This is a genomic window from Ralstonia edaphi (assembly GCF_958350185.1).
Classification (GTDB): domain Bacteria; phylum Pseudomonadota; class Gammaproteobacteria; order Burkholderiales; family Burkholderiaceae; genus Ralstonia; species Ralstonia edaphi.
This window is the reverse complement of sequence record NZ_CATWHI010000003.1, coordinates 270,907-296,152: the sequence shown is the minus strand read 5'-3', so window position 1 is coordinate 296,152 and position 25,246 is coordinate 270,907. Positions and strand designations below refer to the sequence as shown.

General features: G+C 66.0%; 25 protein-coding genes. 9 read left to right on the top strand and 16 right to left on the bottom strand.

Features of this window, described 5'->3' with window-relative positions; translation table 11 throughout:
• Positions 1-1,677, top strand: a complete 1,677-nt coding sequence (locus tag R2669_RS11760) for a Na/Pi cotransporter family protein (RefSeq protein WP_147217191.1) — start codon at positions 1-3, stop codon at positions 1,675-1,677.
• Positions 1,678-1,743: 66 nt separating this feature from the next.
• Here R2669_RS11760 and uvrA read toward each other — a convergent pair whose 3' ends face one another.
• Complete coding sequence (uvrA, locus tag R2669_RS11755; RefSeq protein WP_316900252.1) at positions 1,744-4,608, bottom strand: excinuclease ABC subunit UvrA; 2,865 nt, start codon at positions 4,606-4,608, stop codon at positions 1,744-1,746.
• A 243-nt stretch (positions 4,609-4,851) separates the two neighbouring features.
• Between uvrA and R2669_RS11750 the strand changes: the two genes are divergently transcribed.
• A complete protein-coding gene (locus R2669_RS11750; RefSeq protein ID WP_186829331.1) occupies positions 4,852-6,015 on the top strand; it encodes an MFS transporter in 1,164 nt (387 codons plus the stop codon).
• Positions 6,016-6,103: 88 nt separating this feature from the next.
• Positions 6,104-6,652, top strand: a complete 549-nt coding sequence (locus tag R2669_RS11745) for a single-stranded DNA-binding protein (RefSeq protein WP_147217184.1) — start codon at positions 6,104-6,106, stop codon at positions 6,650-6,652.
• An 88-nt stretch (positions 6,653-6,740) separates the two neighbouring features.
• Here R2669_RS11745 and R2669_RS11740 read toward each other — a convergent pair whose 3' ends face one another.
• The 10 genes from R2669_RS11740 to R2669_RS11695 form a co-directional block, all read right to left on the bottom strand.
• Positions 6,741-7,001: a hypothetical protein gene (locus tag R2669_RS11740; protein WP_332394797.1), complete on the bottom strand. Its 261-nt coding sequence runs from the start codon at positions 6,999-7,001 to the stop codon at positions 6,741-6,743.
• Positions 7,002-7,024: 23 nt separating this feature from the next.
• Positions 7,025-7,486: a hotdog family protein gene (locus R2669_RS11735; protein WP_316900250.1), complete on the bottom strand. Its 462-nt coding sequence runs from the start codon at positions 7,484-7,486 to the stop codon at positions 7,025-7,027.
• Entirely contained in the window at positions 7,483-8,286 is an 804-nt protein-coding gene (locus tag R2669_RS11730; RefSeq protein WP_316900248.1) for a beta-ketoacyl synthase chain length factor, read from the bottom strand. Before R2669_RS11730 ends, R2669_RS11735 begins: the two co-directional genes overlap by 4 nt.
• A complete protein-coding gene (locus R2669_RS11725) occupies positions 8,283-9,500 on the bottom strand; it encodes a beta-ketoacyl-[acyl-carrier-protein] synthase family protein (RefSeq protein ID WP_316900246.1) in 1,218 nt (405 codons plus the stop codon). The genes R2669_RS11730 and R2669_RS11725 overlap by 4 nt, the downstream gene beginning before the upstream one ends.
• A gap of 72 nt (positions 9,501-9,572) precedes the next feature.
• Positions 9,573-10,436 carry a polysaccharide deacetylase family protein gene (locus R2669_RS11720; RefSeq protein WP_316900244.1) on the bottom strand — a complete coding sequence of 288 codons (864 nt, stop codon included), beginning with the start codon at positions 10,434-10,436 and terminating at the stop codon, positions 9,573-9,575.
• The gene (locus R2669_RS11715) at positions 10,433-12,853 is read right to left on the bottom strand and encodes an MMPL family transporter (RefSeq protein WP_316900242.1); all 2,421 of its coding nucleotides are present in this window, start codon (positions 12,851-12,853) and stop codon (positions 10,433-10,435) included. The genes R2669_RS11720 and R2669_RS11715 overlap by 4 nt, the downstream gene beginning before the upstream one ends.
• 13 nt (positions 12,854-12,866) lie before the next feature.
• Positions 12,867-13,463, bottom strand: a complete 597-nt coding sequence (locus tag R2669_RS11710) for a LolA-related protein (RefSeq protein ID WP_206272290.1) — start codon at positions 13,461-13,463, stop codon at positions 12,867-12,869.
• Positions 13,460-14,422, bottom strand: a complete 963-nt coding sequence (locus R2669_RS11705) for a lysophospholipid acyltransferase family protein (protein WP_316900240.1) — start codon at positions 14,420-14,422, stop codon at positions 13,460-13,462. The genes R2669_RS11710 and R2669_RS11705 overlap by 4 nt, the downstream gene beginning before the upstream one ends.
• Complete coding sequence (locus R2669_RS11700) at positions 14,419-16,116, bottom strand: AMP-binding protein (protein ID WP_316900238.1); 1,698 nt, start codon at positions 16,114-16,116, stop codon at positions 14,419-14,421. Before R2669_RS11700 ends, R2669_RS11705 begins: the two co-directional genes overlap by 4 nt.
• Positions 16,117-16,141: 25 nt before the next feature.
• Positions 16,142-16,816: a COG4648 family protein gene (locus R2669_RS11695; protein ID WP_316900236.1), complete on the bottom strand. Its 675-nt coding sequence runs from the start codon at positions 16,814-16,816 to the stop codon at positions 16,142-16,144.
• Positions 16,817-17,221: 405 nt separating this feature from the next.
• On the opposite strand from R2669_RS11695, the gene R2669_RS11690 reads away from it, so the two are divergent.
• On the top strand, positions 17,222-17,482 hold the full coding sequence (locus tag R2669_RS11690) for a phosphopantetheine-binding protein (RefSeq protein WP_147217165.1): 261 nt from the start codon (positions 17,222-17,224) through the stop codon (positions 17,480-17,482).
• 54 nt (positions 17,483-17,536) lie between these two features.
• Entirely contained in the window at positions 17,537-18,307 is a 771-nt protein-coding gene (locus R2669_RS11685; RefSeq protein ID WP_147217163.1) for a glycosyltransferase family 2 protein, read from the top strand.
• 14 nt (positions 18,308-18,321) lie between these two features.
• Here the strand turns inward: R2669_RS11685 and R2669_RS11680 are convergent, their stop codons facing one another.
• Complete coding sequence (locus tag R2669_RS11680) at positions 18,322-18,900, bottom strand: TetR/AcrR family transcriptional regulator (protein ID WP_316888621.1); 579 nt, start codon at positions 18,898-18,900, stop codon at positions 18,322-18,324.
• Between the two features lie 330 nt (positions 18,901-19,230).
• On the opposite strand from R2669_RS11680, the gene R2669_RS11675 reads away from it, so the two are divergent.
• Together R2669_RS11675 and R2669_RS11670 are read left to right on the top strand one after the other, a co-directional pair.
• Positions 19,231-19,812, top strand: coding sequence for a tetratricopeptide repeat protein (locus tag R2669_RS11675; protein WP_147217159.1), 582 nt, complete (start codon positions 19,231-19,233; stop codon positions 19,810-19,812).
• Between the two features lie 152 nt (positions 19,813-19,964).
• On the top strand, positions 19,965-20,798 hold the full coding sequence (locus R2669_RS11670) for a hypothetical protein (RefSeq protein ID WP_147217157.1): 834 nt from the start codon (positions 19,965-19,967) through the stop codon (positions 20,796-20,798).
• A gap of 110 nt (positions 20,799-20,908) precedes the next feature.
• On the opposite strand, the gene R2669_RS11665 is transcribed toward R2669_RS11670, so the two are convergent.
• From R2669_RS11665 to R2669_RS11655, 3 genes are read right to left on the bottom strand one after another with little or no spacing between them, the layout of a single operon-like run.
• A complete protein-coding gene (locus R2669_RS11665; RefSeq protein WP_316888619.1) occupies positions 20,909-21,718 on the bottom strand; it encodes a c-type cytochrome in 810 nt (269 codons plus the stop codon).
• 49 nt (positions 21,719-21,767) lie between these two features.
• A complete protein-coding gene (locus R2669_RS11660) occupies positions 21,768-22,181 on the bottom strand; it encodes a DUF6691 family protein (protein ID WP_316900234.1) in 414 nt (137 codons plus the stop codon).
• A 1-nt stretch (position 22,182) separates the two neighbouring features.
• The gene (locus R2669_RS11655) at positions 22,183-22,617 is read right to left on the bottom strand and encodes a YeeE/YedE family protein (RefSeq protein WP_316900232.1); all 435 of its coding nucleotides are present in this window, start codon (positions 22,615-22,617) and stop codon (positions 22,183-22,185) included.
• Between the two features lie 204 nt (positions 22,618-22,821).
• On the opposite strand from R2669_RS11655, the gene R2669_RS11650 reads away from it, so the two are divergent.
• Together R2669_RS11650 and R2669_RS11645 are read left to right on the top strand one after the other, a co-directional pair.
• Positions 22,822-23,793: an alpha/beta hydrolase gene (locus R2669_RS11650; protein WP_316877228.1), complete on the top strand. Its 972-nt coding sequence runs from the start codon at positions 22,822-22,824 to the stop codon at positions 23,791-23,793.
• Positions 23,794-23,847: 54 nt separating this feature from the next.
• Complete coding sequence (locus R2669_RS11645) at positions 23,848-24,642, top strand: hypothetical protein (protein ID WP_316900229.1); 795 nt, start codon at positions 23,848-23,850, stop codon at positions 24,640-24,642.
• 16 nt (positions 24,643-24,658) lie between these two features.
• Here the strand turns inward: R2669_RS11645 and R2669_RS11640 are convergent, their stop codons facing one another.
• Positions 24,659-25,168 carry a gluconokinase gene (locus R2669_RS11640; protein WP_316900855.1) on the bottom strand — a complete coding sequence of 170 codons (510 nt, stop codon included), beginning with the start codon at positions 25,166-25,168 and terminating at the stop codon, positions 24,659-24,661.
• Between the last annotated feature and the right edge of the window lie 78 nt (positions 25,169-25,246).

Here is a 25,246-nt window from a genome sequence, read left to right as displayed (position 1 = left end):
ATGATCACCCTGCTTAAGCTGCTTTCCGGCGTGGCCCTGTTGGTATGGGGCACGCAGACCGTCAAGGTCGGCATGCTGCGTCTGTACGGCGCGGACTTGCGTCGCCTGCTGTCGCGCAGCGTCTCGAACCGGTTCTCCGCGCTGCTGGCCGGCATTGGCGTGACGTGCCTGGTGCAGAGCAGTAACGCGACGGCCACCATCGTCGGGGCATTCGTCGCGCAAGGGTTGATGGGCGTGTCGTCGGCGCTGGCCATTCTGCTGGGCGCCAACGTCGGCACCGCCATCATGGCGCAGGTGTTTGCACTGGACCTGTCGTGGCTGTCGCCGCTGCTGATCTTCTTTGGCGTGATCCTGCATCTGTCGCGCAAGGGCAGTGCGGTGGGGCACTTTGGGCGGGTGCTCATCGGTCTGGGGCTGATCATGATGGCGCTGGAGCTGATTTCGGTCGCGTCGAGCCCCATGGTGGAAGCCAATGCGCTGCGCGTGCTGCTGAGCTCCTTCTCGTCAGACACCGGCCTGAACATGCTGATTGGCGCGGTGCTCACGCTGCTGTGCTATTCGAGCCTGGCTGTGGTGCTGTTCTGCGCGACGCTGGCGGCGTCGGCCGCGGTGTCGGTCAAGGTGGCGTTTGCGATCGTGCTGGGCGCAAATATCGGTAGTGCCGTGGCCGCATTGGCGACCACGCCGTCATCAAGTCAAGCCGCGCGCCGGGCAACGCTCGGCAATCTGCTCTCGCGCATGCTGGGCGCCGCGCTGGCGCTGCCCTTCCTGGACACGCTGGCAGCGTGGGCGCCGCACGCGGGCGTGGCGCCGCAACACGTGGTCGTGGCGTTTCATGTGGTGTTCAACGTGGCGCTGGCGGTGCTGCTGATCGGCTTTACCGAAGCGATGGCGCGACTGTGCGCGCGCATCCTGCCGGGCGGCGCGCATATCGACGACCTGGTCGCGCCGCGCTATCTCGATCCGTCGGCGCTGGCCACGCCAACGTTGGCGCTGGGCAACGCGGCGCGCGAGGTGCTGCGCATCGGCGATCGCGTTGAACACATGCTCGACAACACGCTGCGCGTGCTCAAGACCAACGACGTGCGCCTGCTGCAAACCACGCGCGCGATCGACGACGAGGTCGATGCGCTCTACACCGCCATCAAGCTCTACCTCACGCAGCTGAGCCACGAAGCGCTGGACGCGCGCGAGGGCAAGCGCTGGGCCGACATCATCTCGCTCACCATCAACCTGGAGCACGCCGGCGACATTCTCGATCGCCTGTTGCAGGACGTGCGCGAAAAGAAGATCGCGCACAAGCTGGCCTTTTCCGAAGCCGGCATGGAAGAGCTGGAAGACATGCACGCGCGTCTGGTTACGAACCTGAAGCTGGCGCTGTCGGTGTTCCTCACCGGTGACCTGCGCAGCGCGCAGAAGCTGATGCTGGAAAAGGCGCACTTCCGCGATCTGGAGAAACGCTACTCGCGCAGTCACCTCACGCGGATCTCGGCGCAGACGGCCGAGAGCATCGAGACCAGCTCGCTGCACCTGGACATCATCAGCGATTTCAAGCGATTGAATTCGTTGTTCTGCGCAGCCGCGTATTCGGTGCTGGATGAAGCGGGGGCGCTGAACCGCAGCCGCATGAAAGACGCGGATGAGGTGGAAGCCGAGACAGCGCCAGCCAGCCACTGAAGGTGGTATTGGCGCCAAGAAAAAGCGCAGCCGAAGCTGCGCTTTTTTGTTGCCGGATGACCGCGCTTACTTCCGCTTGAGCAGCGGCGCCAGGTACTTGCCGGTAAAGCTCGCCTTGCTCTTGGCCACATCCTCCGGCGTGCCTTTGGCAATGATCTGCCCACCGCCCGCGCCGCCTTCGGGGCCCAGATCGAGCAGCCAGTCCGCCGTTTTGATCACGTCGAGGTTGTGTTCGATGATCACGATCGTATTGCCGTGGTCGCGCAGCTTGTAGATGACCTTCAGCAGCAGCTCGATATCGTGGAAGTGCAGGCCGGTGGTCGGCTCGTCCAGGATGTAGAGCGTGCGGCCCGTGTCGCGCTTCGATAGCTCCAGCGACAACTTCACGCGCTGCGCTTCACCGCCCGACAGCGTCGTCGCCGATTGCCCCAGGCGGATGTAACCGAGGCCCACATCCAGCAGCGTCTGCAGCTTGCGGCGCACCACCGGCACCGGCGCAAAGAATTCGTGCGCCTGCTCCACCGTCATCTCCAGCACTTCGGTGATGTTCTTGCCCTTGTAGAGCACTTCGAGCGTTTCGCGGTTGTAGCGCTTGCCGTGGCACACGTCGCACGGTACGTACACGTCGGGCAGGAAGTGCATCTCGACCTTCAGCACGCCGTCGCCCTGGCATGCTTCGCAGCGGCCGCCCTTGACGTTGAACGAGAAGCGGCCCGGGTCATACCCGCGCTCCTTGGCCGACGGCACGCCGGCAAACAGCTCGCGGATCGGCGTGAACAGGCCCGTGTAGGTGGCCGGGTTCGAGCGCGGCGTGCGGCCAATCGGCGACTGGTCGACGTTGATGACCTTGTCGAAATGCTCCAGCCCGTCGATGCGATCGTGCGCTGCCGGCTCCGGCGTCGAGCCATACAGATGGCGCGCCACCGCGTGGTACAGCGTGTCGTTGATCAGCGTCGACTTGCCCGAACCCGACACGCCCGTGATGCACGTCAGCAGCCCGATCGGAATATCGGCCGACACGTTCTTCAGGTTATTGCCGCTGGCGTTGATGATGCGCAGCCAGCGCTCTTCGTCCGGTGCCGTGCGCTGCTGGGGCACCTCGATGCGGCGCTTGCCCGACAAGTAGTCGCCCGTCAGCGACCCCGGCGATTGCTCCACCTGCTTGGGCGTGCCCTCGGCGATGATCTGACCGCCGTGCACGCCGGCGCCGGGGCCGATGTCGACCACGTAATCCGACGCGCGGATCATGTCTTCATCGTGCTCCACCACCAGCACCGAGTTGCCGAGATCGCGCAGGTGCTTGAGCGTGCCGATCAGCCGGTCGTTGTCGCGCTGGTGCAGGCCGATGGACGGCTCGTCGAGCACGTACATCACGCCGGTCAGCCCCGAGCCGATCTGCGACGCCAGCCGGATGCGCTGCGCCTCGCCGCCCGACAGCGTATCGGCGCTGCGCTCCAGCGACAGGTAATCGAGCCCGACGTTGTTCAGGAAGTTCAGCCGCGCGGTGATCTCCTTGACGATCTTGTCGGCAATCTCCCGCTTGGCGCCGTGCATGTTCAGCGTCAGGAAATACGTGAGCGCATCGCGCAGCGGCCAGCCGTTGATCTCGTAGATGCCGCGGGCCTGGTCGGCCTCGCCAATCTTGACGAAGCGGGCCTCGCGGCGCAGGCGGGTGCCGTGGCACTCGGGGCACGGCTGATTGTTCTGGTACTTGGCCAGCTCCTCGCGCACGGCGATGGAGTCCGTCTCTTTGTAGCGCCGCTCCAGGTTGGGAATGATCCCTTCGAACGCATGCTCGCGCACCGTGGTCTTGCCGCGCTCGTTGATGTACGTGAACGGAATCTGCTGCTTGCCCGAGCCGTGCAGCACAATTTGCTGGATTTCAGCCGGCAGGTCTTCAAACGCCACATCGATGTCGACGTCGTAGAACGCCGCCAGGCTCTGGAGCATCTGGAAATAGAACTGATTGCGGCGGTCCCAGCCCTTGATGGCGCCCGACGCCAGCGACAGATTCGGAAATGCCACCACGCGCTTCGGATCGAAGAACGTGATCTGGCCCAGGCCGTCGCAGTGCGGGCACGCGCCCATCGGGTTGTTGAACGAGAACAGCCGCGGCTCCAGCTCCTGCAGCGAATACGAGCAGATCGGGCAGGCGAACTTGGAGCTGAAGCCGTGCTCCTTGCCGGTATCCATTTCCAGCGCGACGGCGCGGCCATCGGCCAGGCGCAGCGCGGTTTCGAACGATTCGGCCAGTCGCTGCTTGAGTTCCGGGTTGACCTTCACGCGGTCGACCACGACCTCGATCGAATGCTTGTCGTTCTTCTTGAGCTTGGGCAGATTGTCGACTTCGTAGACCTTGGCCTCGGCCTCGTGCGCCGTGCCGCCGCCTGAGCGGATGCGAAAGCGCACGAAACCCTGCGCCTGCATCGCCTCAAACAGGTCGACGTGTTCGCCCTTGCGGTTGGCCACCACGGGCGCCAGGATCATGAGCTTCGTGTCGGCCGGCAGCGCCAGCACGGCATCCACCATCTGCGACACGCTTTGCGCTTCGAGCGGCTGGCCGTGATCGGGGCAGTAAGGCGTACCGGCGCGCGCATACAGCAGGCGCAGGTAGTCGTGGATTTCGGTGACGGTGCCGACCGTCGAGCGCGGGTTGTGGCTGGTGGCCTTCTGCTCGATGGAAATGGCCGGCGACAGACCTTCGATCAGGTCGACGTCGGGCTTTTCCATCAGTTGCAGAAACTGCCGGGCATACGCCGACAGCGATTCCACGTAGCGCCGCTGCCCCTCCGCATACAGCGTGTCGAACGCGAGCGACGACTTGCCCGACCCAGAAAGCCCGGTGATCACGATCAGCTGATTGCGCGGCAGATCGAGGTTGATGTTCTTCAGGTTGTGGGTACGGGCCCCACGAATCTTGATTTCGTCCATGTGCGGCTGAGTGCAGCTGAATGCGGCGTCGGGGTGCGGACCGCCTGCGGCAATCGGCGGAGGGGTGGAAAAGGGTAAGCCTGCTAATATACCGAACTTCGGTTTTGCTGGTATCTGCCCCCAGATGGGGCAATCCGTGAGACCGTTCAAGTGTTCTTGTCGCCGCTTTTTCTTCCTGGTTTTCGCGGCGGTTTCCGCACCATGTCCTCCGCTTCCCCATCCATGACTTCCGCCTCCGGCCGCATGAACGGCCTTGAGCTGCGCGCGGCCGCCTCGCTGGCCGGCATCTTCGCGCTGCGCATGTTGGGTCTGTTCATGATCATGCCGGTCTTCGCGGTGTTTGCGAAAACGCTGCCCGACGGCAACAACACCCAGCTCGTCGCCTTCGCCATCGGCGTATACGGCCTCACGCAGGCGGTGCTCTATATCCCGTACGGCTGGCTGTCGGATCGCTTCGGACGCAAGCCCGTCATCGTGACGGGGCTGGTGATTTTTGCGGTGGGCAGCCTGGTGGCGGCGTTTTCGCACAGCGTGGCGGGCATTGCCGTGGGGCGGGCTATCCAGGGCGCAGGCGCGATCTCGTCGGCGGTGATCGCCTTCGTGGCCGACCTCACGCGCGAGGAGCATCGCACCAAGGCCATGGCCATGATCGGCGGCAGCATCGGCCTGTCGTTTGCCGTCGCCATCGTGAGTGCGCCGGTCATCTTCCGCTGGGTTGGCATGCCGGGCATGTTTACGGCGATTGGCGTGCTGGCCATCGTCGCCATCGGCGTGGTGCTGTGGGTGGTGCCCAACCCGCCGCGTCCGCCCGAGCATGTGAAAGCGCCGTTCCGAGAAGTCCTGCGCAACCCTGAACTGCTGCGCCTGAACTTTGGCGTGTTCGCCCTGCACGCCACGCAGACGGCGTTGTTCGTCGTGCTGCCGCACATGCTGGAAGCCGCCGGCCTGCCGGTGGATTCGCACTGGAAGATCTACCTGCCGGTGATGGGCGTGTCGTTCGTGCTGATGGTGCCGGCCATCATTGCCGCCGAGAAGCGCGGCAAGATGAAGGCGGTGTTGCTGTCTGCCGTGGCGCTGGTGATGGTGGCGCAGCTGGCTCTGGGCGAAGTGAATCCGACGCTCGCCGCGCTGGCGATTGCGCTGCTGGTCTACTTCCTCGGCTTCAACGTGCTGGAGGCGTCGCAACCGTCGCTGGTGTCGAAATACGCGCCGGGCGTACGCAAGGGCGCGGCCATGGGCGTGTACAACACGACGCAGGCGCTGGGCCTGTTTGCGGGCGGTGCGGGCGGCGGCTGGATTCTGCTGCACGCGGGGCAGCATGCTGTATTCCTATCCTGCGCCGCACTGGCTTTTGCCTGGCTTATAATCGCCAGCCCCATGCAGATGCCGGCGTTGCGTCGGCACTAGGGTCGGCATTCAGCGCTACACTTTCAGTCGGCTTTTTTTCGTTAGCCCTTTACGGCGGCATCCCTTCAATTACCTTCGGAAACTCATCATGGCGTCCGTCAACAAAGTCATCATCGTCGGCAATCTCGGTGCCGATCCGGAAACGCGTTACATGCCCAGCGGCGACGCTGTCACCAACATTCGCGTGGCCACCACCGACCGCTACAAGGACAAGGCCAGCGGCGAAATGAAGGAAGCCACCGAGTGGCACCGCATCGCCTTCTTCGGCCGTCTCGCTGAAATTGCGGGCGAATACCTGAAGAAGGGTTCGTCGGTCTACATCGAAGGTCGTCTCAAGACCCGTCAATGGGAAAAGGACGGCCAGAAGCAATACAGCACCGAGATCGTCGCAGACCAGATGCAGATGCTCGGCGGCCGCGGTGGTGAGGGCGGCGGCAGCGGTGGTGGCGGTGGCGGCTACTCGCGTGGCGGTGAAGGCGGCGGTGGCGGTGGTTACGGCGGTGGCCGCAGCCAAGGTCAAGGCCAAGGCGGTGGCTACTCGCGCGGCGGCGAAGGCGGCGGTCAGGGCGGCGGTGCACGTCGTCAGCCGGCACCGTCGAATGGCTTTGAGGATATGGACGACGATATTCCGTTCTAAGTCCCTCTCGGCACACAACAAAAAACCCGGCAGTCCGCCAAGGACGCCGGGTTTTTTGTTGGCCTTCAGTCTGCAGGGTTGCGGCGTTCTAGTCGCTCTCACATGGCTTCTTGAAGAGATGCTTCACGCCGCATTTGGTCGCATGCGCCGCATTCTTCACGCCATGGCCGACCGTACGCGCGGCGTTGGCCGTCGCATGCCCGGCTTCCTTCGCGGCATGGCCCGTTTTTCGGGCCGCTTCCTTCGTGCCCTGCTTGATGTCTTCTTTGGTCTCGGACAAGTCGGCATGGGCCAGGGGACTGAGCAGCGCCAGCAGCAGCGCGGGGATCAAAAGCAGACGACCTTTCACGGCGGGAATCCTCACAAACAGGTTCATGCAACGGACGCGTCGAGCACCACGGCGGCGCGGCCGGTCAACAGGATGCGTGCGCCACTGCGCACGGTGAATCGGTACAGCACGTTGTTGCCGTCGCCGCCGATGCGTTCAGCTTCGACGTCGAGCGGTGCGTCGATGGTGTCGAGGCGCGGGACGTGGGCTTCAACGCTGCGCACGCTGGCAAGAAAACCGGCGCGCGGGCGTGCTTGCGCAGCATCGCACAGCGCGCCATGCACGGCCATCGCCTGAGCGGCGTATTCGATGCCGCAGACGGCAGCCAGTTGACCATGCGAACGCAGTGGGTTGGCGGCGTCACGATGGCTCGTGGCGCTGCAGTGGATGTGCGCATCGTCCCAGGCGATAACGGTGTCGAGCAGACACATCGCGCCGCTGTGCGGAATGCGCGCCGCGATCCAGTTGCGGTCGAGTGGCAGAGCCGGCTGCGCAGTTGACGTCATGGCATGCCGAAGGTGATGTCGATCTGCACGCGGGTCTCGGGCAAATACTCGAGCACCACGCGGCCAGCGCGCCGTGCGGCCAGCGCTTCAAGCAGTGGCAGCGCGCGGGCTGCGGCGTTGCCGTGCCACAGGGTTTCCAGGCCGGTATGTGCCAAAGCCGTCGGCGGCGCGTCGGTCAGCGCGACGTCAATGCGCGCGAGCGTGCGCGGGCTGGCTTCGGGCGCGAGCACCAGCGCCACTCCAAACGTGTCGGGCACGGGCCGCACCGCATTCAGCGGTTCCGGGTAGTCGCCGTCATAGGCGATCAGCAGCGTGGGCGTGGCGTCAATTGCGACCTGGCAGAGGCTGTCCAGCAGGCCGGCGGCAAAGCTGCCGTCGTACGCGCACAGCACGTTGGACGGCGCCATCGCGTGTGTGGCGATGCTCCAGTAGCCGGCGGGCGCGTTGTGCACGGAGTTGTGAAAGCGCGTGGGCGACAGTTTGCGATCGTCGCCTGCCAAGGTCTCGCAGATGGCGTTGCAGTTATGGCCGTCGCCGCCGGACGAGCTGAAGACCGTGGCCAGCGTGGCGGCATCGCGTCCGCTGGCTGCGACGGCTTCGTGGCCGACTGCGAGCGCGAGTTTGACCACCGGCCCCGTCCGACGACGTTCCACCGACGGCAGGCCGGCTGGCGGCGGCAATTCCGTCGGCGCGTGTGCGTAGGATGCGCGGCCTGCGAGCACGTCAGCCGTGTGCGGCCAATCCTGCAGGCCGGGGCCCAGCACGCCGATGCTTTCGATGAAGACGCTCAGGCCGGTCATGACGACACCCCCACATCGCCTGCGCGGGCAAAGACCAGGCTGCAATTCGTGCCGCCAAAGCCAAACGCGTTGCTCAGTACCGCGCGAACAGGTGCGGCGCGGCTGGTTGTCAGGTAGTTGACGTTCAAGGCCGGGTCGGGCTGCGTGGTGTTGATGCCGGCAGGCAGAAATTGATGGCGCAGCGCCAGCGCTGTCATCACGGCTTCCAACGCTCCGGCCGCGCCGAGCGTGTGGCCGGTCGCGCCCTTGGTCGAACTGCACGCCGTGCCGTCGAACAGCGCCTGGATGGCCCGCGCCTCCGCAGCGTCATTGCTGGGCGTGCCGGTGCCGTGCAGGTTGATGTAATCGATGTCCGTTGCGCTCAGGCCGCTGGTGGCGAGCGCTTGCGCCATGGCCGCGCGGGCGCCCAATCCTTCGGGATGCGGCGACGACATGTGATGCGCATCGCTCGATTCGCCAATGCCGAGCAGCAGGATGGCGCCGTCGTCCAGCGCGTCGTTGGCGTCGGGGGCGCGCTCCAGCAGCGCAAAGGCTGCGGCCTCGCCGATGGAGATGCCGTCCCGCGCCACATCGTACGGTCGGCAAGGTTGCCGCGACAGCAGCTCAAGCGAGTTGAATCCGTACAGCGCGGTCAGGCACAGCGAATCGACACCGCCGACCACCGCCGCATCGATCAGGCCCGCAGCCAGCATGCGCCGCGCCGAGGCAAACACCTTGGCGCCAGACGAGCACGCCGACGAAATCACCATGGCCGGCCCGCTCAGCCCAAAGTACGCGCGCACAAACGCGGCGGGCGAATAGATGTTGTGCGTCTGCGCGTAGTGAAAACTCGCCGGCAGCGCGCCCGTTTGCGGATCGCGCTGCTGGTAGGCGCGTTCGGTTTCGAGAATGCCCGACGTGCTGGTGCCGATGAATACGCCGACGCGCGTGGCGCCATGGCGGGCCTTGGCGGCTTCAACGCCTTCGGCAAAACCGTCCTGTGTGAGACCGATCTGGGCGAGCCTGTTGTTGCGGCAATCGAAATCGGCCAGATCTGCACGTACCGGCGCGGCATCGGCTCCGGGCACTTCGCCGATCCACGTGTCGAGATCAGCGCGCGGGAAGGTGCACGGCGTGAGGCCGCCACGTTGCCCGCGCAACGCGTCGAGCGTGGCGTCAAGGCCACGTCCGAGGCAGCTCGTGGCGGTGAAATGCGTGAGCAGGACGGGCTTCACGGGCAGGATGTCGCGGCGATGGTGGGGTGGGATGGTCCGGCAGACTGGCGCGCCGATTCTTAACAAATTTTATCAAATGGCCATTTGCGGACGCGTGGTCTGCGCCGGCTGGACGGGAAGGGCAGCGCGCAACGTCGTCCACTGCAATTGCGCGCGGGCGGCGGCTTCCAGCATCTTCGGCAACACGGCCAGCAGCACAGGCGCCCCCTGTGCATCGCGCGCCGCGTGGCCGTCGTGCAGCAGCAGGATGTCTCGTGGCGCGAGACCGTGCAGCAGGCGATGGGCAATGGCTTCGGCGTTGCGCGAGCGCGTGTCGAAGCCGCGGCGCGTCCAGCTCGCCAGTTGCAGGCCAAGCTGACACAGCACGGGCTCCAGAAACGGATTGCGCAGTCCGGCCGGCGCGCGGAAGAACAGCGGGCGCGTGCCGGTGATCTGCGTGAGCGTGTCCTGTGCGGCGGCAATCTCGCGTCGCAACGCGCCCGGCCCCTGCAGGGAGAACGTATGCCGATGGCGCTGACTGTGGTTTTCCACCGCGTGCCCGCGCACGACGATGGCCTCGACGCAGCGCGGGTGCCGCTGCGCCAATTCGCCGATGCAAAAGAAGGTGGCCTTGGCGCCGTATTGGTCAAGCATGTCCAGCACGCGCGGCGTGACATCGGGGTCAGGGCCGTCGTCGATGGTCAACGCGATCTGCCGCCCCGCCGTGGCGGGCAGATGCGTCCAGTTCGGGCCGAGCCAGCTGCTGCGCGGCCACAAACCGCCCGCCATCAGAACGAGATGCGAAGCGATGACGCTGCCGCCCGCCCACGGCCACGTCGATGGATCGGCCGCAACGGCAACGGCCGCACCGGCGTGCAGTGCCAGCGCGCCGTTGATCAGCGGGCTCGGCTTCCAGCGGCGGGCTGTGCCAAGCGGTGAGGTGGTTGGTGAGTTCATGCGGCGGCGTGCTGATCGTGATGGGCGCGTGGCGCCAGGATGGCGGCAAACACCAGCGCCAGCATGGCGCCCGGGCCGACGGTCAGCCCGAAGGTTTCGAGCATCGGCACGCGGGAAAACGCCAGGAGGCCGAAGCCGGCCACCGTCGCCAGGTTGGCCACCAGCAGGGACACCAGCGTCTGCGGCGCATTGGCCTGCGTGCGTTGATTGAAGAACAGCGCGTAGTTCGAGCCCACGGCCACGATCAGCAGCATGCCGACCAGATGCAGGATGGTCAGCGGCACGCGCGCCAGCGCAAAGCCGGCCGTTACCACCAGCACCGCCGCCACCAGCGGCGCCAACGCCCGGAGCGTCCGCTGCGGTGAGCGCAGCGCCACGAGCAGCAGCAACGCGATTGCCGCAAAACCGGCGAGCGAGAGGCGAAGGTCTTCCCGCACGTAATCCACGTACAGCCGGTCGGCTTCAGCCTTCATGTCGACGAAGAGCGCGCCGGGCACGTTCGCTTGTGCGACGGCCGAGCGAATCGGGGCGGCGTCCAGGCTGGGACGATTTGTGGCGTTATTTGCCGTGGCCGGCGCGGCCGCTGGTGCACGCAGTGGCAGCATGGCGCTCCATTGGCCGGCGCGCTCGGTCAGCAGCGCGTCCACCGCCAATGCCATCGACGTGCCCTTCAGGTCTGCGCGCCGCAAAAGGGGCTGCTTGCGTGCCACATCTACATCGGCGATGAACGGGGCGAAGAGATCGGGCCTCACGCGGATCGGCTGATCTTCAACGGCGCTGCGCATGCGGGCGGCCAGCGCATCGGCGGGGGGCAGGCTTGCAAGGCGCGCTTGCTGCGTGGCATCGCTCGGCAGATAACGCGCGGGATTTTCGAAGCCGGCGAGCACGCCGTTGTCTACCAGCGGTTGCAGTTGCGCGGAGATCTTCTCGGCGCCTTCCAGCGCCGCCTGTTCCGTTGCAGCCTGAATCACCACCAGATAGCGCACATCGGGCGCACCCACGTCTGCGCGCAGGCTGGCGTCGAGCGCCTGGCTCTTCGCGGGCACGGGGCTCAGCGCGGCGAGTTCGCGGCTCCACAAGCCATCGCGGTGCAACACAAGCGCCGTACATGCGCCGATGAGCGCCGCCGCCAACAGCCAGCGCAGGCGCGGTGCGGCAGACGTCGCTCGCGTCAGCCACGTGCCCACGCGCGAGACATCACGCGTCGCTACTTCTGCACCACGCAGATGCGGCAACACGTAACGCGTCACGAGCGCGGCCGTCACCAATCCCACAATCGAATACAGCCCCAACTGCGCGAGCCCCGGAAAGCCCGAGAACAGCATCGACGCAAAGCCGCACACCGAGGTCAGCACACCCAGGCGGATGGTCGGCCAATACGTGGCAATCCATGCACGCAGGCTGTCGTTGGGAGTGGCGCCATGCAGGCGAGCGGATTGCACAAACAGGTAGATCGAATAGTCGACCGCCTCGCCGATGAGCGTGGTGCCGAACCCGAGCGTAAGCCCGTGCACCGGGCCAAACGTAAGACTGACCGCCGCCACGCCCGCCGCCACGCCGGACAGCACCGGCAGCAAGCCCAGCGCCACCGTGCGCGGCGAGCGGTACACCGTCAGCAGCAGTGCCACCACCAGCAAGAGGCTCACCGTGGAAAGCCGCTCGACGTCGCGCTTGATGGTGTCGCGTGACTCCACGGAGAACACGCCCGGGCCCGTCATCACGATGCGCGTTGACGTCGCGTTCGGCACGGTGCGGGCGGCCGCCTCAAATGCGCGGCGCACGGTATCGATGGCCTGTGCCTGCGCATCGGTGTCGGAGCCGGCTGCAGCTGTCTGCACGACCAGCACGGCGCGCCGGCCATCGCGCGATGCCCACACGCCATGCATCGACGACGGCAGCGCCGTGTTGTCGAGCTGGCCGACGAGCGCCGCCACCTCGCCGGTCGGGTCGCGCGGCAGCATGTTCTTGGCGACGAGCCCAGCCGATGAACTCAGCAGATCGAGACTTTCGCCCAGCGCAGCGTGCAGCCCTTCGGCGGAAAAGCGCTGTGGCGTGACGGCGGGGCTGAGCACATAGCGGTGGTCGAAGACGAACTGCCGGTCGCGCGCCTCGCTCACGGGCTCGCCGTTATTGACGGCACTGAACCGTGCGTCGGCACGCAGCCTGGCGGCGAGCTGTTTTGACAGCGTTGCGCGCGTGGCCGCGTCGCCGCCCTCAATGCCGACGAGGATGAGCCGCGACACGAGCCCCTCGCGCAACTGGTCGACCAGCACGCGCTGCTCCGCACTCGGCGATCGCGGCAGAAACGCCGACAAGTCCGCTGTAAAGCTGGTACGCCCGATCACGACCGCGCACAGCAGCAGGCCGGTCAACCAGACCAGCACCGCAGGCCGACGCAGGGCGTACAAGCGTTTCATGTGCGCGCCGTCTTCAGTTGCCGGGCACGCGTTGCAGGCGCATCAGCGAATGATCGCCGTCGGCCTGGCGGATGGCGACGCTGCGCAGTACATCGCGCGTGCCTTCCAGCGTGATGGTGCTGACCACCTTCTGCATGCGTGCGTCGAGCGGCGAAAGCGTGAGCGTCCAGTCATCGCCGTGGCCTGCGATGGCGACCTTGTAGATCGCTTCGAGCGCGTAGCGGTTACCGGCCAGCGTCGCGCGGATGCTCTCGATAAAGGCGCCCAGCTCGGGGTACTGCGACAGCGGCATCGTGAACTTGCGCTGGTTGCGCTCCACGGTCAGCTTGTCGCCGTCAATCACGAGGTGCTCGGGCTTCGGCGCCAGGGTGCGCTTTTCCAGATGATCGGGCGCGACGAACACGAGCTCGCCGGAGGATTCGATGGGCTGCGCCGCGATCGAGAGCGTCTTGGTTTCCGTGAACGTCGCACGCCCCGACTTGTTGCGTGCGAGGGTCGACATCAGTCGGTCGAGCGTCCAGGCGGTATCTGCGGCGTGGGCGGTCGCGGCCAACAGGCTGGCTGCGAGCATGGCCAGAAAGGCGCGGAGGAATAGGCGCGTTGCAGTCATGGCGTTGGGGTGGTCTGGCGCTCGGCCGGGGCGTGATCACGCGCGTCGGCCGCGTCGGCATCCTGCCAGAAGTCGAAGTAGTTGAACCAGTTGTAGGGCGCGATGCGGCAGTAGTGCTCAACGCGTTCCACATAGCGGGCGAGGGCGGCTTGCACGGCGGCGGTGCGGTCTTCGCGGCGCACATCGGTGAAGTCCGCCAACGGATCGAAATGTACGGCGTAGCGATTGCCGCCAAGGTGCAGCCCCGTCATGAACAGCACGGGGCGCTTCAGCATGGCCGCCATGTGCAACGGCCCCAGCGGAAACGCTGCAGGGCTGCCCAGAAAATCCATCTGCTGAACGGACGGCCCCGCGTCGCGCAGCAGCGTGCGATCGGCCAGCATGCCGACGAGCCGGTTGTCATCCAGCGCTTCGCGCACTTGCAGCATGGCGTCTACGCGGCCCAGCGGAATGACCTCCGGCGCCGCTGCCGGGTTGATGGCGGCAACCGCGGCGTTGATGTTGCGTGCGTTCTCTTCGTACATGGCGACGGCCACGCGCAGGTCCGGCACCGTGCGGCCGAGCGCCCGCACCACCTCGAAGCTGCCCAGGTGCGCGCCGAGCAGGAACGCGCCGCGCCCCTGCGCCAGCACGTCGTGCACGTGGTGCTGGCCCTGCAACCGGATGTCGAACAGATCGAAGCGGCCGCTGATCAGGTAGATGCGGTCATGGATGGTCGTGGCGAAGGTGAACATGTGGCGGAACACCTCACGCAGCGTGGCCGGCCGCCCGAGCGCGCGCTGCAGATAGTCACGCGAAGCACGCCGCGCTTGCGGCGACGCTGCGACGAAATACATCGCAATCAGCCACAGCAGGACGCGGCCAAACGGCCGCCCCAGCCGAAGAGACAGCCACGTCATCACCCGCAGCAGCGCGAGGTTGCTGCGCTCCGGACGCTCGGCCCAGTCGGTGCGCTTCATGCGGCAACGCCCTGCGGCGCCGATGCGGACAGCACGCCGCTGGCCACTTCGCGCTCGCCCGCGCGGATGGTGAAGCGCACGGCATTGCTCGCCGTCGTTTCGAACGCGAGGTCGAGCCATTCCCCGGGCGCCGCAGGGCTGAGAAACTTGGCTGAGCTGATCTTGCAGGCATCCAACGAGCGGCCCAGTGCCGCACCGATCGTGTGGAGCGCATGGTCGAGCAGCACAACCCCCGGCACGATCGGTTGACCGGGGAAATGCCCCGGCAGCGCCGGGTGATCTACGGGAATGGTGAAGCGCATGGCAGGCTTGTGCGCGTTGCGGTGCGAATGTTGTGCGACCAGTGCGGCCAGCACGTCGCGCGCCAGTTTGCCGGTCTCGTTGCGGGGCAGCGCGTCCACCAGCAGCAGCGGGCGCGGTAGAAATGCTGCATCGATGCGGTCGTGCAGCGCGCGCAGTACATCCGCTGCGCTCAGCCCCGGCGCTACAACCAGCGCCACGAGGCGCGTGACTGCCGCGCCGCCGTGCGTGCGTGGGGCGGCGGGCGTATCGTCCGGCATGTAGAACACGCCATCCTCCACACCCGGAATCGCATTGAGCTGGTGGTTCAGATACGCCAGCGACGACCGCTTGCCGGCAATGTTGATGAGGTCAGCCTTGCGCCCGTGCAGCAGAAAATGTGTCTCGTCGATCAGCTCAATCACATCTCCCATCGGCACCGCGGCTTCGACGTGGCCGCCGTAGACCCACACGGTTGGGCCGTCGTCTTCCGGCGTGCCGGGGCGCGACTCCATGCGGACATCGGGGTACAGGCGCCACGCGGTTTGCTGTGCGGCGCGGCGCGTTGCAATCTGGCCGGTTTCGGTGCTGCCGTAAATCTCCAGGAGCGGCGCGGACAAGCGCGTCTCGGCCTCCCGCGCCAGCGCCTCCGACAGCGGCGCAGTCGCCGACAGCACGAGCGATGCGCTCGGCAACGCAGGCTCCGATGCCAACAGCGCCCGCAGATGCACCGGCGAGGTCACCAGCACGCGCGGCTGCGGTACGGCTTCCAGCGCCTCCCGAATGTCCGCCGGATAGAACGGCTGCCGGTTGCTGAACGCCAAGCCGCCCTGCAGGGCCAGCAGGACCGTCACCTCAAAGCCGTACATATGCTGCGCCGGCACGGTGCCGACCAGCGTGAAAGCGCGCCCGTCGCTCAGGCCGAGGTGGTCGACTGCCGTGCGCATGCAGCGCACCAGCGCGCCCCACGTCTTGCGATGCGGCACCGGCGTACCGGTGGATCCGGACGTGAACAACACCGCCATGACCTGTGACGCGTCGATCTGCGGCACGTCGATGGGCGATGCGTCGCCGGTTAACGCGTCGGGATAACGGAAGCCCGGCAGGTCGACGGGGCATGCAGCCGCGTCGTGCAGGCAGAACACGTCCGGCGCGAATGCGGAGAGCTGACGCACCATCTGCGGCGTCAGCATGGGCGGCAGCAGGCTGACCTTGCCGGCCACCAGCGTCGCGCACAGGCCGACGGCAAAGCGGTAGCGGTCTGCGCAGGCGTTGAACACGTGGCCGCCGGGCGGCAGCATCGGGGCCAGCGCCACCACGTCGGCCAGGAACGCGCGCGCTGAAACGGGCGCGCCGTCACGCCACGCGAGCGTTTGGTCGAGCGTTGAATGAGAGACCAGCGGGTAAGTCGGCATGAAGCAAATCTTGAGGCGTGTGGGTTCAGCGGGACCGCTCTGTGGCGATGGGTGTGGCGTGCCCCGATTGCTGCGATTGCCGATAGGCGCGTACCGCATCGAACAGGCTGGAGCGCGGCTCGCCGCGCAGCACGATGCGGCGGCAGAGGTATTCCGCCACGAACATCATGCCCACCAACGGCAGCGAAAGGTAGTTCGCGAACGTCGACCACGTTACGGTCGATGCCGTGGCAAACAACACGGTGGACACGGCCGCGGTTGCGAGGAAGAACAGCGTCCATGCGAGCGTGACCTGCCGCGAGTAGCGCGCAATGCGCGGCGTGAGCGTGCCGTGCACGATGTGGGCAAAGCGCGTGCACAGCGGCTCGCGCCCCGCCACCAGCGTGCGGCCGAACACGTAGGCCATCATCAGGTTGAAGCTTGCATGTTCTGCGTACAGGCCCCAGTCGAAATGCATGGCCAGCGACGCGCGCACCATCCACAGCACTCCACAGACGAGCAGCCACAGCGGCACCAGCCATGTGCGATGCGTCGAACGTGCGGCTGCCACCAGCGCAACTGCCAGCGGCGGCACCAGCGCCATCGCAAGGCCCACGCCATGCGCGCCCGGCGTGGCTGCTGCGTAGTGCGCGCCGGCCTGATACGCCACCACGGCGCCCACGCCGGCAGCGCCGCGCGCAAAGCTGGTCAGTGGGTGCATGGCGGGACGAGGTGGCAGGAGTGGCACTGCATGGTTGTCAGTGAGCGGGCAAATCGATCATGGGGCGGGCACATTCTAGGGCCGCGGGCCTGTCTTGCCGGATCCCTTGGCGATGTGTTTGTAACCGGATGTACGGCGCTTGACAGAGCCTTCCGCGTGCCCCTTGCCGCTTTGCGGTGCCGGGCAAGCCGTTGAATCGTTTGCGTCACTTCGTGTCATCGTCGCGATATGCGGTCTTTGTCACGGTTTCGCGCTATACGGGGTGTGACCCTTCGTCTAGAATCCGCCTAGCTTAAACGACCCCCTTTCACAGGCTGGGCTGGACAAGGCAGGGGCTTCGGGCAAGGAGATCGTCGTTGGCTCTGCCGCAATCCCCACCGCATGCCGCCTGTGGTTGCAAGACCGATGAACGACCTGGAAAAAGAGCTCGCCGCGCTCATGATCGGCGAACTGAATCTCGAAGACATTCAACTCGATGCCCTGACCGCCGACACACCGCTGTATGGCGAAGGGTTCGGGCTCGATTCCATCGATATCCTCGAAGTTGCGCTGCTGATCTCCAAGAAATACGGCTTCGAGCTGCGCTCGGGCGATCCCGACAACCAGAAGATCTTCGCCTCGCTGGGCTCACTCGCGGCCTACGTGGCAGCGCACCGCACGCGATAGGCTCGCGCCAGCGCCCGACGCATTCCGCTTTCAACGTTTGGCCGGACCGACGCCATGCCGATGACCGGCGCTTCCACCACGCACCTCGTTCTGATTCCCAGCTACAACCCTGGCCCCAAGGTTGACGACACCGTACGCAGCGCGCGTGCGCAGTGGAACCCTGTCTGGGTCGTGGCAGACGGCAGCACCGACGGCAGCACCGAACGCCTGCAGGCCATGGCCGCGCAAGACCCGGGGCTGCGCGTGATCGTGCTGCCGCGCAATCGCGGCAAAGGCGTGGCCGTGCTGGCCGGGCTGGAAGCCGCTGCCTCGGCAGGCTTTTCCTACGTGCTGACCATGGACGCCGATGGTCAGCATCCCGCAGACCTCATCCCCGAATTCATGGCCGCTTCGCAGGCTGCGCCTGACGCGATGATCCTCGGCCAACCGGTGTTCGACGCGACGGCGCCGCAGATTCGCGTGCACGGCCGGCGCCTCTCCAATGGCTGCGCAGACATTGAGACCCTGTGGGCCGGTATTGGCGATACGTTGTTCGGCTTTCGCGTCTATCCGATAGCGCCGCTCGCGGAGATCATGCGTCGGCACACATGGATGCGCGGTTTCGATTTCGATCCGGAAGCGGCGGTGCGCCTATGTTGGGCGGGCGTGCGCCCGATCCGGCTGGCGGCGCCGGTGCGCTACTTCCGTGCGCACGAGGGCGGCGTCTCGCATTTCCGGTATCTGCGGGACAACGTCCTGCTCTTCGGGATGCATCTGCGCCTGACGGCGGAGGGCATGCTGCGGTTGCCGTCGATGATTGCGCGTCGGGTGCAGCGCGGCTGGTAGCTTGCGCGGCGGGATCAGACCGCTTCCGTGGCGGCCCTGGCCTGGTTCAGCAGGGTTTCGGCGGCGTGCCAGGCTTGCGACGCGGCGGACGGATCGCCGATCGCGCGGGCGTCGGCCGTGGCGCCCGACAGCAGCATCACGTAGACCCCCGCAAGTTGCCGTGCCGTCTTGGCGGGCACCACATCCCTGAGCAGCGTTTCCATCATGGCGAGCAGATCGTCGCGGTAGCGCACCGCCACGTCGGTCACCTTGGGGCAGGTGGCGCCAAACTCCGCCAGCGCGCGTTCGAACAGGCAGCCCGCAAACTCGGGGGTGCGGAACCACGTGCCGTACCAGTCGAAGATGCCCTTGAGGCGGGCGGTGGCGTCGGGCATGGGGCTGAGCTTCTCTGCAATGCTGCCCATGACGAACGTATAGCGCTGCTCCAGCACTTCCTTGATCAGATCTTCCTTGCCGGCGAAGTGGCGGTACAGCGTCATACGAGCAACGCCCGACTCATCGATGATCCAATCGACGCCCACGGGGTGAAAGCCGTGCTGGGAAAACAGCTCGCCGGCCTTGTCCACCACCTGTTGGCGCTTGCTTGCGCGCATTGCCACCTCTCTTGATTGCTGTGCCGCATCTTAGCATCGGCGCTTTGTTGCGACCTTGGGGGATCTGCCCCGAACCCGATTGGCCGCAAAGTGTTGTTGCCATGTCAGCTTTACGCTTTGATAACACAACGGCGCCGGCTTCCCGCTAAAGTAGACCGATCTATATCATGTGCCCGCACACCGTGCGGGGACGCGGAAGGGAAAGCATTGTGCGGCCGATCTGGCGGCGCCGGTTTTGCGAACGGGATCGCAAAAAACGACCGGCACTCGCCAGGCGCTCAACGGACTTTCTCTCCAATCAACAGCAACAATAAAAAGAGGGTCAGGCGAATGCGGAATCGTTTGCTGATGTTGGGGGTCGTGTCACTGCTGGCCGCGTGTGCCCAGCCGCAGCCGCCCAGCGATGTGGTGCGGGTATGCGACGACCGCGGCTGTGCCGATCGGCCGAAAGCCCAGGTGTCGTTTGACCAGGCGAATATCCCCGACGAAGATCCGCGCATGACCGCCCTCAAGGAAGTTGCCAAGCGAGAGCCGAAGGCCGCCTACGACCTGGGTCTGCGCTATTTCCGCGGCGACGGCGTCCGCCAGGACAGCTACCAGGCACTGAACTGGATGCGCGAGGCGGCCGAGCACGGCAACCTGCAGGCGCAGAAGGCGCTCGGCGCGTTCTACCTGTTCGGGCTGGAAGAGATGGGCTCCGACCCGCGCGAAGCCGAAAAATGGCTCTCGATTGCCGTGAGCCGCGGCGACAAGGAATCGAAGAAGCTGCTTGAGCAAGCCCGCGCCGCCAAGAAATCCGACGAAGACGACTACAAGTGGCGCGCGCAATGGCGCAGCACCTATTACGGCTATTGGTATTCGGGCTATCCGTACCTCGGCGTCTGGCGTCAGACGAGCTGGTACTGGTATTGAGCAGACGCCGCAGTCATCCGTTTCAAAGCGTTTCAAGGCAGTTCGGGGAGGGGGAAAGCCTGTTGCACACCTCGCACGCCTGATCAAGGGGGGCTTATTGAGTCGCAGGACGCATAAGCCGAACATCGACTCAATGTGAGCCACACAACAATATGAACACCAATCTTCTCAGCCGCACTGCCAAGGCCGCAGGCGTAGCACTGATCACCGCTTCCCTGACCGCCTGCGCAGGCGGCGGCATGGTCACTCCGGGCGGCCAGAACGCCGGCGTGAGCGGCGCCGCGGCCGGCGGCTCCAGCGTGGGCGCCGACCCGACGCTCGAGCGCTGCGCCTCGCCGCTGGGCACCATCGCCATGGACGACGGCCGCAACGCCGACTGGTACGGCCAGTTCGGCAGCGCCACCAAGGTGACGACGATCGATCCGCTGTTGCGCATGGCCGTGCAGCAATCGAACTGCTTCGTGATCACGTCGATCGGCAACCAGAAGACGGACGCGCGCCTGTCGCGCATCACCGATCTGCAGCGCAACTCCGGCGAATACCGCGCCGGCTCGAAGCAGCAGAAGGGTCAGCGCGTGGCGGCTGATTACTACATGGAGCCGCAGATCATCATCAACGACTCGCCGATCGGCGGGGTGGCAGGTGCCGTGGGCGGCCTGCTGGGCAACAGCGCCATCGCCGCGCTGGCCGGCAGCGTAAAGTCGAAGGCTTCGGTCGTGACGCTGACCCTGTTCGACGTGCGCTCGGCCGTGCAGATCGCCGCCGCCGAAGGCAGCTCGACCGCGACGAACTACGGCGCCGTGCTGGCCGGTTTTGGCGGTGGCGTGGGCGGTGGCCTGGCGGGCTTCTCGGCGACGCCGGAAGGCAAGGCCACGGTGGTCGCCTTTATCGACGCATGGAACAAGATGGTCGTCGCGCTGCGCAGCTACAAGGCGCAAGACGTCAAGGGCGGCCTGGGCCGCGGCGGTCAGCTGAAGGTCAACTGATCAGGATTGAACGGGGAAAGCACTGCGAGGGCGTTCAACGCCCCGAAGTGCGAAAGCAAAAAGCCTGCGGCGGTTGCGTCGCAGGCTTTTTGTTTTAAGGCTGGCGGCGCTCAGCGCGCGTCTTTGGGCTTGTCGCCCTTGGGCCAGTCCTTGGCGCGAGCGGCATAGTCGGGGCGGGGCTGCTGGGTAAAGAAGGCTGCCACGTCCACGGCCTCCTGCGCGGTCAGCGTGCCGCCCTGACCCAGCGGCATGTTGTGCTTCACGAAGGCCGCGGCGGTATACATGCGCGCCATGCCCGCGCCCACGTTGAACGAATCCTTGCCCCATAGCGGCGGCATCAGGTAGCCGCCTTGCGGGTTGGGCAGCCCCTGGCCCTCGACGCCATGGCAGGCAGCGCAGCGCTGGGCGTAGACGGTTTTGCCGTTGTCGCGGTTGGGCGCGAGCGCGGTGTCGATCTTTTCAAAGCCGCGCCCTGTCACGTTGGTGCCCACGGGCACGCCGCTGGAGAGCCATTTCATGTAGGCGAGGATGGCGTTCATGTCTTCGCCATCGAAGGCGATGGGCTTGCCGTTCATCGAGCGCTGGAAGCAATCATTCACGCGCTGCTGCAGCGAGATGACCGCGCCGCTGCGCGAGCGGTACTCCGGAAACGCGGCAGTCAGCCCCACCCATGGTGATGCGTAGGGCGTCGTGCCGCCATTGAGGTGGCAGCTCGTGCAGTTCAGGCCGTTGCCGACGTTGTGCGGCAGCTGGCGCTTGGTGTCGGTGAGGATCAGCTTGCCGCGCTTGATGGCGTCGCCCATGGGGCCGGCGGGGATGGTGGCTTCGTCCGGTACCGGCAGCGTCGCCGGCGTTGTTTGTGCAAATGCGGATGTGCCGATGGCCAGCGCCAATGCAGCGCCGAGTGTGCGGAGCGTCATGTTGTCCCCTGTAGGTTTGTTGTGGTTGATATGCGGCAGTGCCGCCTGGCTAGCGCTTGCGTTGCAGCCACGTGAAGACGGCCATGCCCGCCAGCATGGCGGCGACAAAGCCGACAGCCTTTGGCACGCCCGCGCCCAGCGCCACCAATGCCGGGCCCGGGCAGAAACCGGCCAGTCCCCAGCCGATGCCGAAGACGGCGCTGCCGAGCACGAGCCGCGTCGTCACGCCAGTGGCTGACGGCAACTGGATCAGCGTGCCCAGCCATGAATGGCCGCGCCGCCGCGCCACAAAAAAGGCAATCGTGCCGACGGCAATGGCTCCGGCCATCACGAACGCCAATGAAGGGTCCCACTGACCGAACAGGTCGAGAAAGCCGAGCACCTTGGCCGGATTGGCCATGCCCGACACGATGAGCCCCGCGCCAAACAGCAGGCCCGCAACGAGCGCGATCACGATGGCCATGTCAGCCTCCGACCACGTGGCGCACCACGTACACGGTCGCGATGCCGGCCGTCATGAAGGTGAGCGTGGCCACCAGCGAGCGCACCGAGCCGCGCGACAACCCGCACACGCCGTGACCGCTGGTGCAGCCGCCTGCGTAGCGCGTTCCGATGCCGACCAGGAACCCGGCCGCCAACACTTCGCCCCAACCGGCGACGATTTCCGGAACTACGGGGTGGCCGAGCAGTGCGGCAATCACCGGTGCGCCCATCAAGCCGACCAGGAAGGCGATGCGCCAGTCCATATCGCCGCGCGGGCGCAGCAGCAGCCCACCGACGATGCCGCTGATGCCGGCAATGCGGCCTGCGCCCAGCACCAGCACGGCTGCCGCCAGCCCGATGATCAGGCCGCCGACGAGGGCAGCGCCGGGAGTGAAATGTGCGAAGTCGATCGACATGGGAAAAAAGGGCGCGGGGCGGAAGACAATCTAGATTCCAATAATATATAAATTTATAGATTGTTTGTCATGTGCCGGGGCAAGTAAGGGCCAGGCCATCCGGGCGTTGCCCGATGGGGACACTCGCGCCAAAACAGGGCGGGAACCGATTGTCTGGGCAGTGCTTCCTCGCTAGGCTCGGGTTTTGCAGCGGAGGGTTGCGCGATGAGCTGGCAGAACTGGGTCGTCTCACGAATGGTGCGCAACCAGGTCAAGAAGCCGACCGAGCGGGAGCCCTTCGATCCCATCGCCACGCGCCTGCATGCCGAGAAGCGCAAGATGCCTTTGCCGGTGGAGCTGCCGCCGGACTGGCGCATCGTGCCGGCCATTGGAGCCCACGGCGATGGCCTCACCGGCGAATGGATCGAACCCGCCGATCCGGACCTGCACGACGACGCGCCGGTCGTGCTTTACCTGCATGGCGGCGGCTACTTTTTCTGCAGCCCGCGCACCCACCGCCCGATCACCATTGGGCTCGCCACGCATGCGCGGGCGCGTGTGTGCGTGCCGGACTACCGGTTGGCACCTGAACATCCCTTTCCAGCCCCGGTGGAAGATGCGCTGTTGACGTATCGCACGCTGCTGGCGCAAGGCGTCCCCCCATCGCGCATTGTCGTGGCGGGCGATTCCGCTGGCGGCGGACTGGCGTTGGCGCTCCTAGTGGCCTTGCGCGATGCGGCGGATCCGCTGCCGGCCGGCGCCGTGCTGTATTCGCCGTGGACGGATCTTGCCGCCACCGGCCAAAGCCTGATCGACAACGATGAATCCGACGTGATGTTTCGCGGCGCATGGATGGCGCACGGGGCCGCGTTGTACCTGGGTGATTCGGGCGCACCGACGGATCATCCGCTCGCCTCGCCGCTGTATGCCGATTTCACGGGCTTGCCCACGCTGCACTGCTATGTCAGCACGAGCGAAGTGCTGCGCGACGATACCCTCCGAATGGCCGAGCGCGCGCGGGCGGCCGGGGTATCCGTTTCGGTAGAAATGGGGCGGCGGCTTCCGCACGTGTGGCCGATCTTCTATCCTTTCCTTCCAGAGGCGCGCGTAGCGCTCAAACGATCGGGCGAGCAGATCAGGCGACTGGTTGCCGCCCAGCATGAGAACCGAGAACCGGTGGAACTGACACCGGCATGACCCAACCGGCGCCCCTGCGTAGCCCGGTCGGGATGCGCAAACGGGGAGCCCAGCATGCGTCGGGTGGTGGTATTGGGTGTGGTGCTGGCCGTGGCGGCCGGTGCCTGGCAGTGGAGTCGGCTGCATCGGCTGAGGCTGGCGGATGTGCGCTTTGCGCCGATCGAAAACGTCGTGGCCGCGACCGGAACAACGGGCGCCCACGCCTTCAATGCCAACAAATCGCACTGGCTCAAGGCGTGCGACCAGGCGTTGGGCCCGATGCGCGTGGAGGTGCGTGCCACCGAAACGCCGCTGTCCTTTTCCAACGACCGCTCGGTCGAGCAGCTCACTGCCGAAGCGCCACCGTACGATCGCTCAGCGCGCGTGCTGGGCAAGACGTATGCGACGCTGCTGGCGCGCTTCGACGTGACGAGCCGATACATGGCGATCGCCACGCAGCCGGCCACGACCTGCCTGCGGCCGTCCATTTCGGTGGAGCTGGTGCTGAACAATTTTCGGGTGACCGTCGCGCGCGAATTTGCGCCGGGCACGTGCGCGTACAACGCCATCCGCGAGCACGAATTGCGGCATGTGGCCGTCAACCGCGCCGTGCTGCCGCACGCTGCCGAGGTCATCCGCAAGGAGATCGAGAGCGAATACGGCGGCCGGCTCTACTTTGGAGACCCTGACCGCATTGCCGCCGATTTGCAGGCAGCGCTCACGCGCCATTGGCTGCCGCGTGCGCAATCGCTGATCGAACTGGGGCTTCAGGCGCACGAGCAGATCGATACGCCGCGTGAGCAGGAGCGCATGAGCCGCGTGTGCAACGGCGAGGTGCAGGCCGTGTTGCAGCAACTTACGCGCAGCTAGCGCTGATCGGGCAGGTTCAGGCGGCCGGGCGGTGCGCGGCGCGTGCCTGCAGTTGCGCGACAGCCTCGTCGACGATGGCTTCGGGCGGCAGCGCGATGTCGACGACGACGGCGTCGGTCGGCTCTTCCAGTGCGTCGAACTGGCTGCGCAGCAGGTTCGGGTTGAAGAAGTGGTCTTTCCGTGCAGCAAGGCGGCCTTGCAGCAGATCGAAATCGCCCTTCAGATAGACGAATTCAGCGTTGCCGGCGGGGCCGCGCAGCACGTCGCGGTAGCGCTGCTTCAGCGCAGAGCACGCCACCACCAGCGATTGCCCGTTGCTTGTCTTCTCGTCCATGTAGGCGCGGATGGATTCGAGCCACGGCTTGCGGTCGTCGTCGTTCAGGGGAATGCCGGCGTGCATCTTGGCGCGGTTGGCCTCGGAGTGGAACTCGTCGCCATCACGGAAAGCGCAGCCCAGCCGCTCGGCGATCTTCCGGCCCACCGTGGATTTGCCGCAACCCGAAACACCCATCACTACTACGATCATCGTCATTCCCTACGAGCAAGAAAGCGCAAAACATCAGGCCGGCATGTTAGCGCGTTGAAGACGACGCCCACCGATTTT

Bases quoted from the DNA above. Each gene is read 5' to 3' on its own strand.
- R2669_RS11650 (WP_316877228.1), top strand. From the start codon at position 22,822: ATGAGCTGGCAGAACTGGGTCGTCTCACGAATGGTGCGCAACCAGGTC.
- R2669_RS11680 (WP_316888621.1), bottom strand. From the start codon at position 18,900: ATGCGCGCAAGCAAGCGCCAACAGGTGGTGGACAAGGCCGGCGAGCTG.
- R2669_RS11640 (WP_316900855.1), bottom strand. From the start codon at position 25,168: ATGATCGTAGTAGTGATGGGTGTTTCGGGTTGCGGCAAATCCACGGTG.
- uvrA (WP_316900252.1), bottom strand. From the start codon at position 4,608: ATGGACGAAATCAAGATTCGTGGGGCCCGTACCCACAACCTGAAGAAC.
- R2669_RS11715 (WP_316900242.1), bottom strand. From the start codon at position 12,853: ATGAAACGCTTGTACGCCCTGCGTCGGCCTGCGGTGCTGGTCTGGTTG.
- R2669_RS11700 (WP_316900238.1), bottom strand. From the start codon at position 16,116: ATGCCGACTTACCCGCTGGTCTCTCATTCAACGCTCGACCAAACGCTC.
- R2669_RS11645 (WP_316900229.1), top strand. From the start codon at position 23,848: ATGCGTCGGGTGGTGGTATTGGGTGTGGTGCTGGCCGTGGCGGCCGGT.
- R2669_RS11690 (WP_147217165.1), top strand. From the start codon at position 17,222: ATGAACGACCTGGAAAAAGAGCTCGCCGCGCTCATGATCGGCGAACTG.
- R2669_RS11745 (WP_147217184.1), top strand. From the start codon at position 6,104: ATGGCGTCCGTCAACAAAGTCATCATCGTCGGCAATCTCGGTGCCGAT.
- R2669_RS11750 (WP_186829331.1), top strand. From the start codon at position 4,852: ATGAACGGCCTTGAGCTGCGCGCGGCCGCCTCGCTGGCCGGCATCTTC.
- R2669_RS11735 (WP_316900250.1), bottom strand. From the start codon at position 7,486: ATGACGTCAACTGCGCAGCCGGCTCTGCCACTCGACCGCAACTGGATC.
- R2669_RS11695 (WP_316900236.1), bottom strand. From the start codon at position 16,816: ATGCACCCACTGACCAGCTTTGCGCGCGGCGCTGCCGGCGTGGGCGCC.
- R2669_RS11705 (WP_316900240.1), bottom strand. From the start codon at position 14,422: ATGAAGCGCACCGACTGGGCCGAGCGTCCGGAGCGCAGCAACCTCGCG.
- R2669_RS11710 (WP_206272290.1), bottom strand. From the start codon at position 13,463: ATGACTGCAACGCGCCTATTCCTCCGCGCCTTTCTGGCCATGCTCGCA.
- R2669_RS11670 (WP_147217157.1), top strand. From the start codon at position 19,965: ATGAACACCAATCTTCTCAGCCGCACTGCCAAGGCCGCAGGCGTAGCA.
- R2669_RS11675 (WP_147217159.1), top strand. From the start codon at position 19,231: ATGCGGAATCGTTTGCTGATGTTGGGGGTCGTGTCACTGCTGGCCGCG.
- R2669_RS11730 (WP_316900248.1), bottom strand. From the start codon at position 8,286: ATGACCGGCCTGAGCGTCTTCATCGAAAGCATCGGCGTGCTGGGCCCC.
- R2669_RS11685 (WP_147217163.1), top strand. From the start codon at position 17,537: ATGCCGATGACCGGCGCTTCCACCACGCACCTCGTTCTGATTCCCAGC.
- R2669_RS11655 (WP_316900232.1), bottom strand. From the start codon at position 22,617: ATGTCGATCGACTTCGCACATTTCACTCCCGGCGCTGCCCTCGTCGGC.
- R2669_RS11665 (WP_316888619.1), bottom strand. From the start codon at position 21,718: ATGACGCTCCGCACACTCGGCGCTGCATTGGCGCTGGCCATCGGCACA.
- R2669_RS11660 (WP_316900234.1), bottom strand. From the start codon at position 22,181: ATGGCCATCGTGATCGCGCTCGTTGCGGGCCTGCTGTTTGGCGCGGGG.
- R2669_RS11760 (WP_147217191.1), top strand. From the start codon at position 1: ATGATCACCCTGCTTAAGCTGCTTTCCGGCGTGGCCCTGTTGGTATGG.
- R2669_RS11720 (WP_316900244.1), bottom strand. From the start codon at position 10,436: ATGAACTCACCAACCACCTCACCGCTTGGCACAGCCCGCCGCTGGAAG.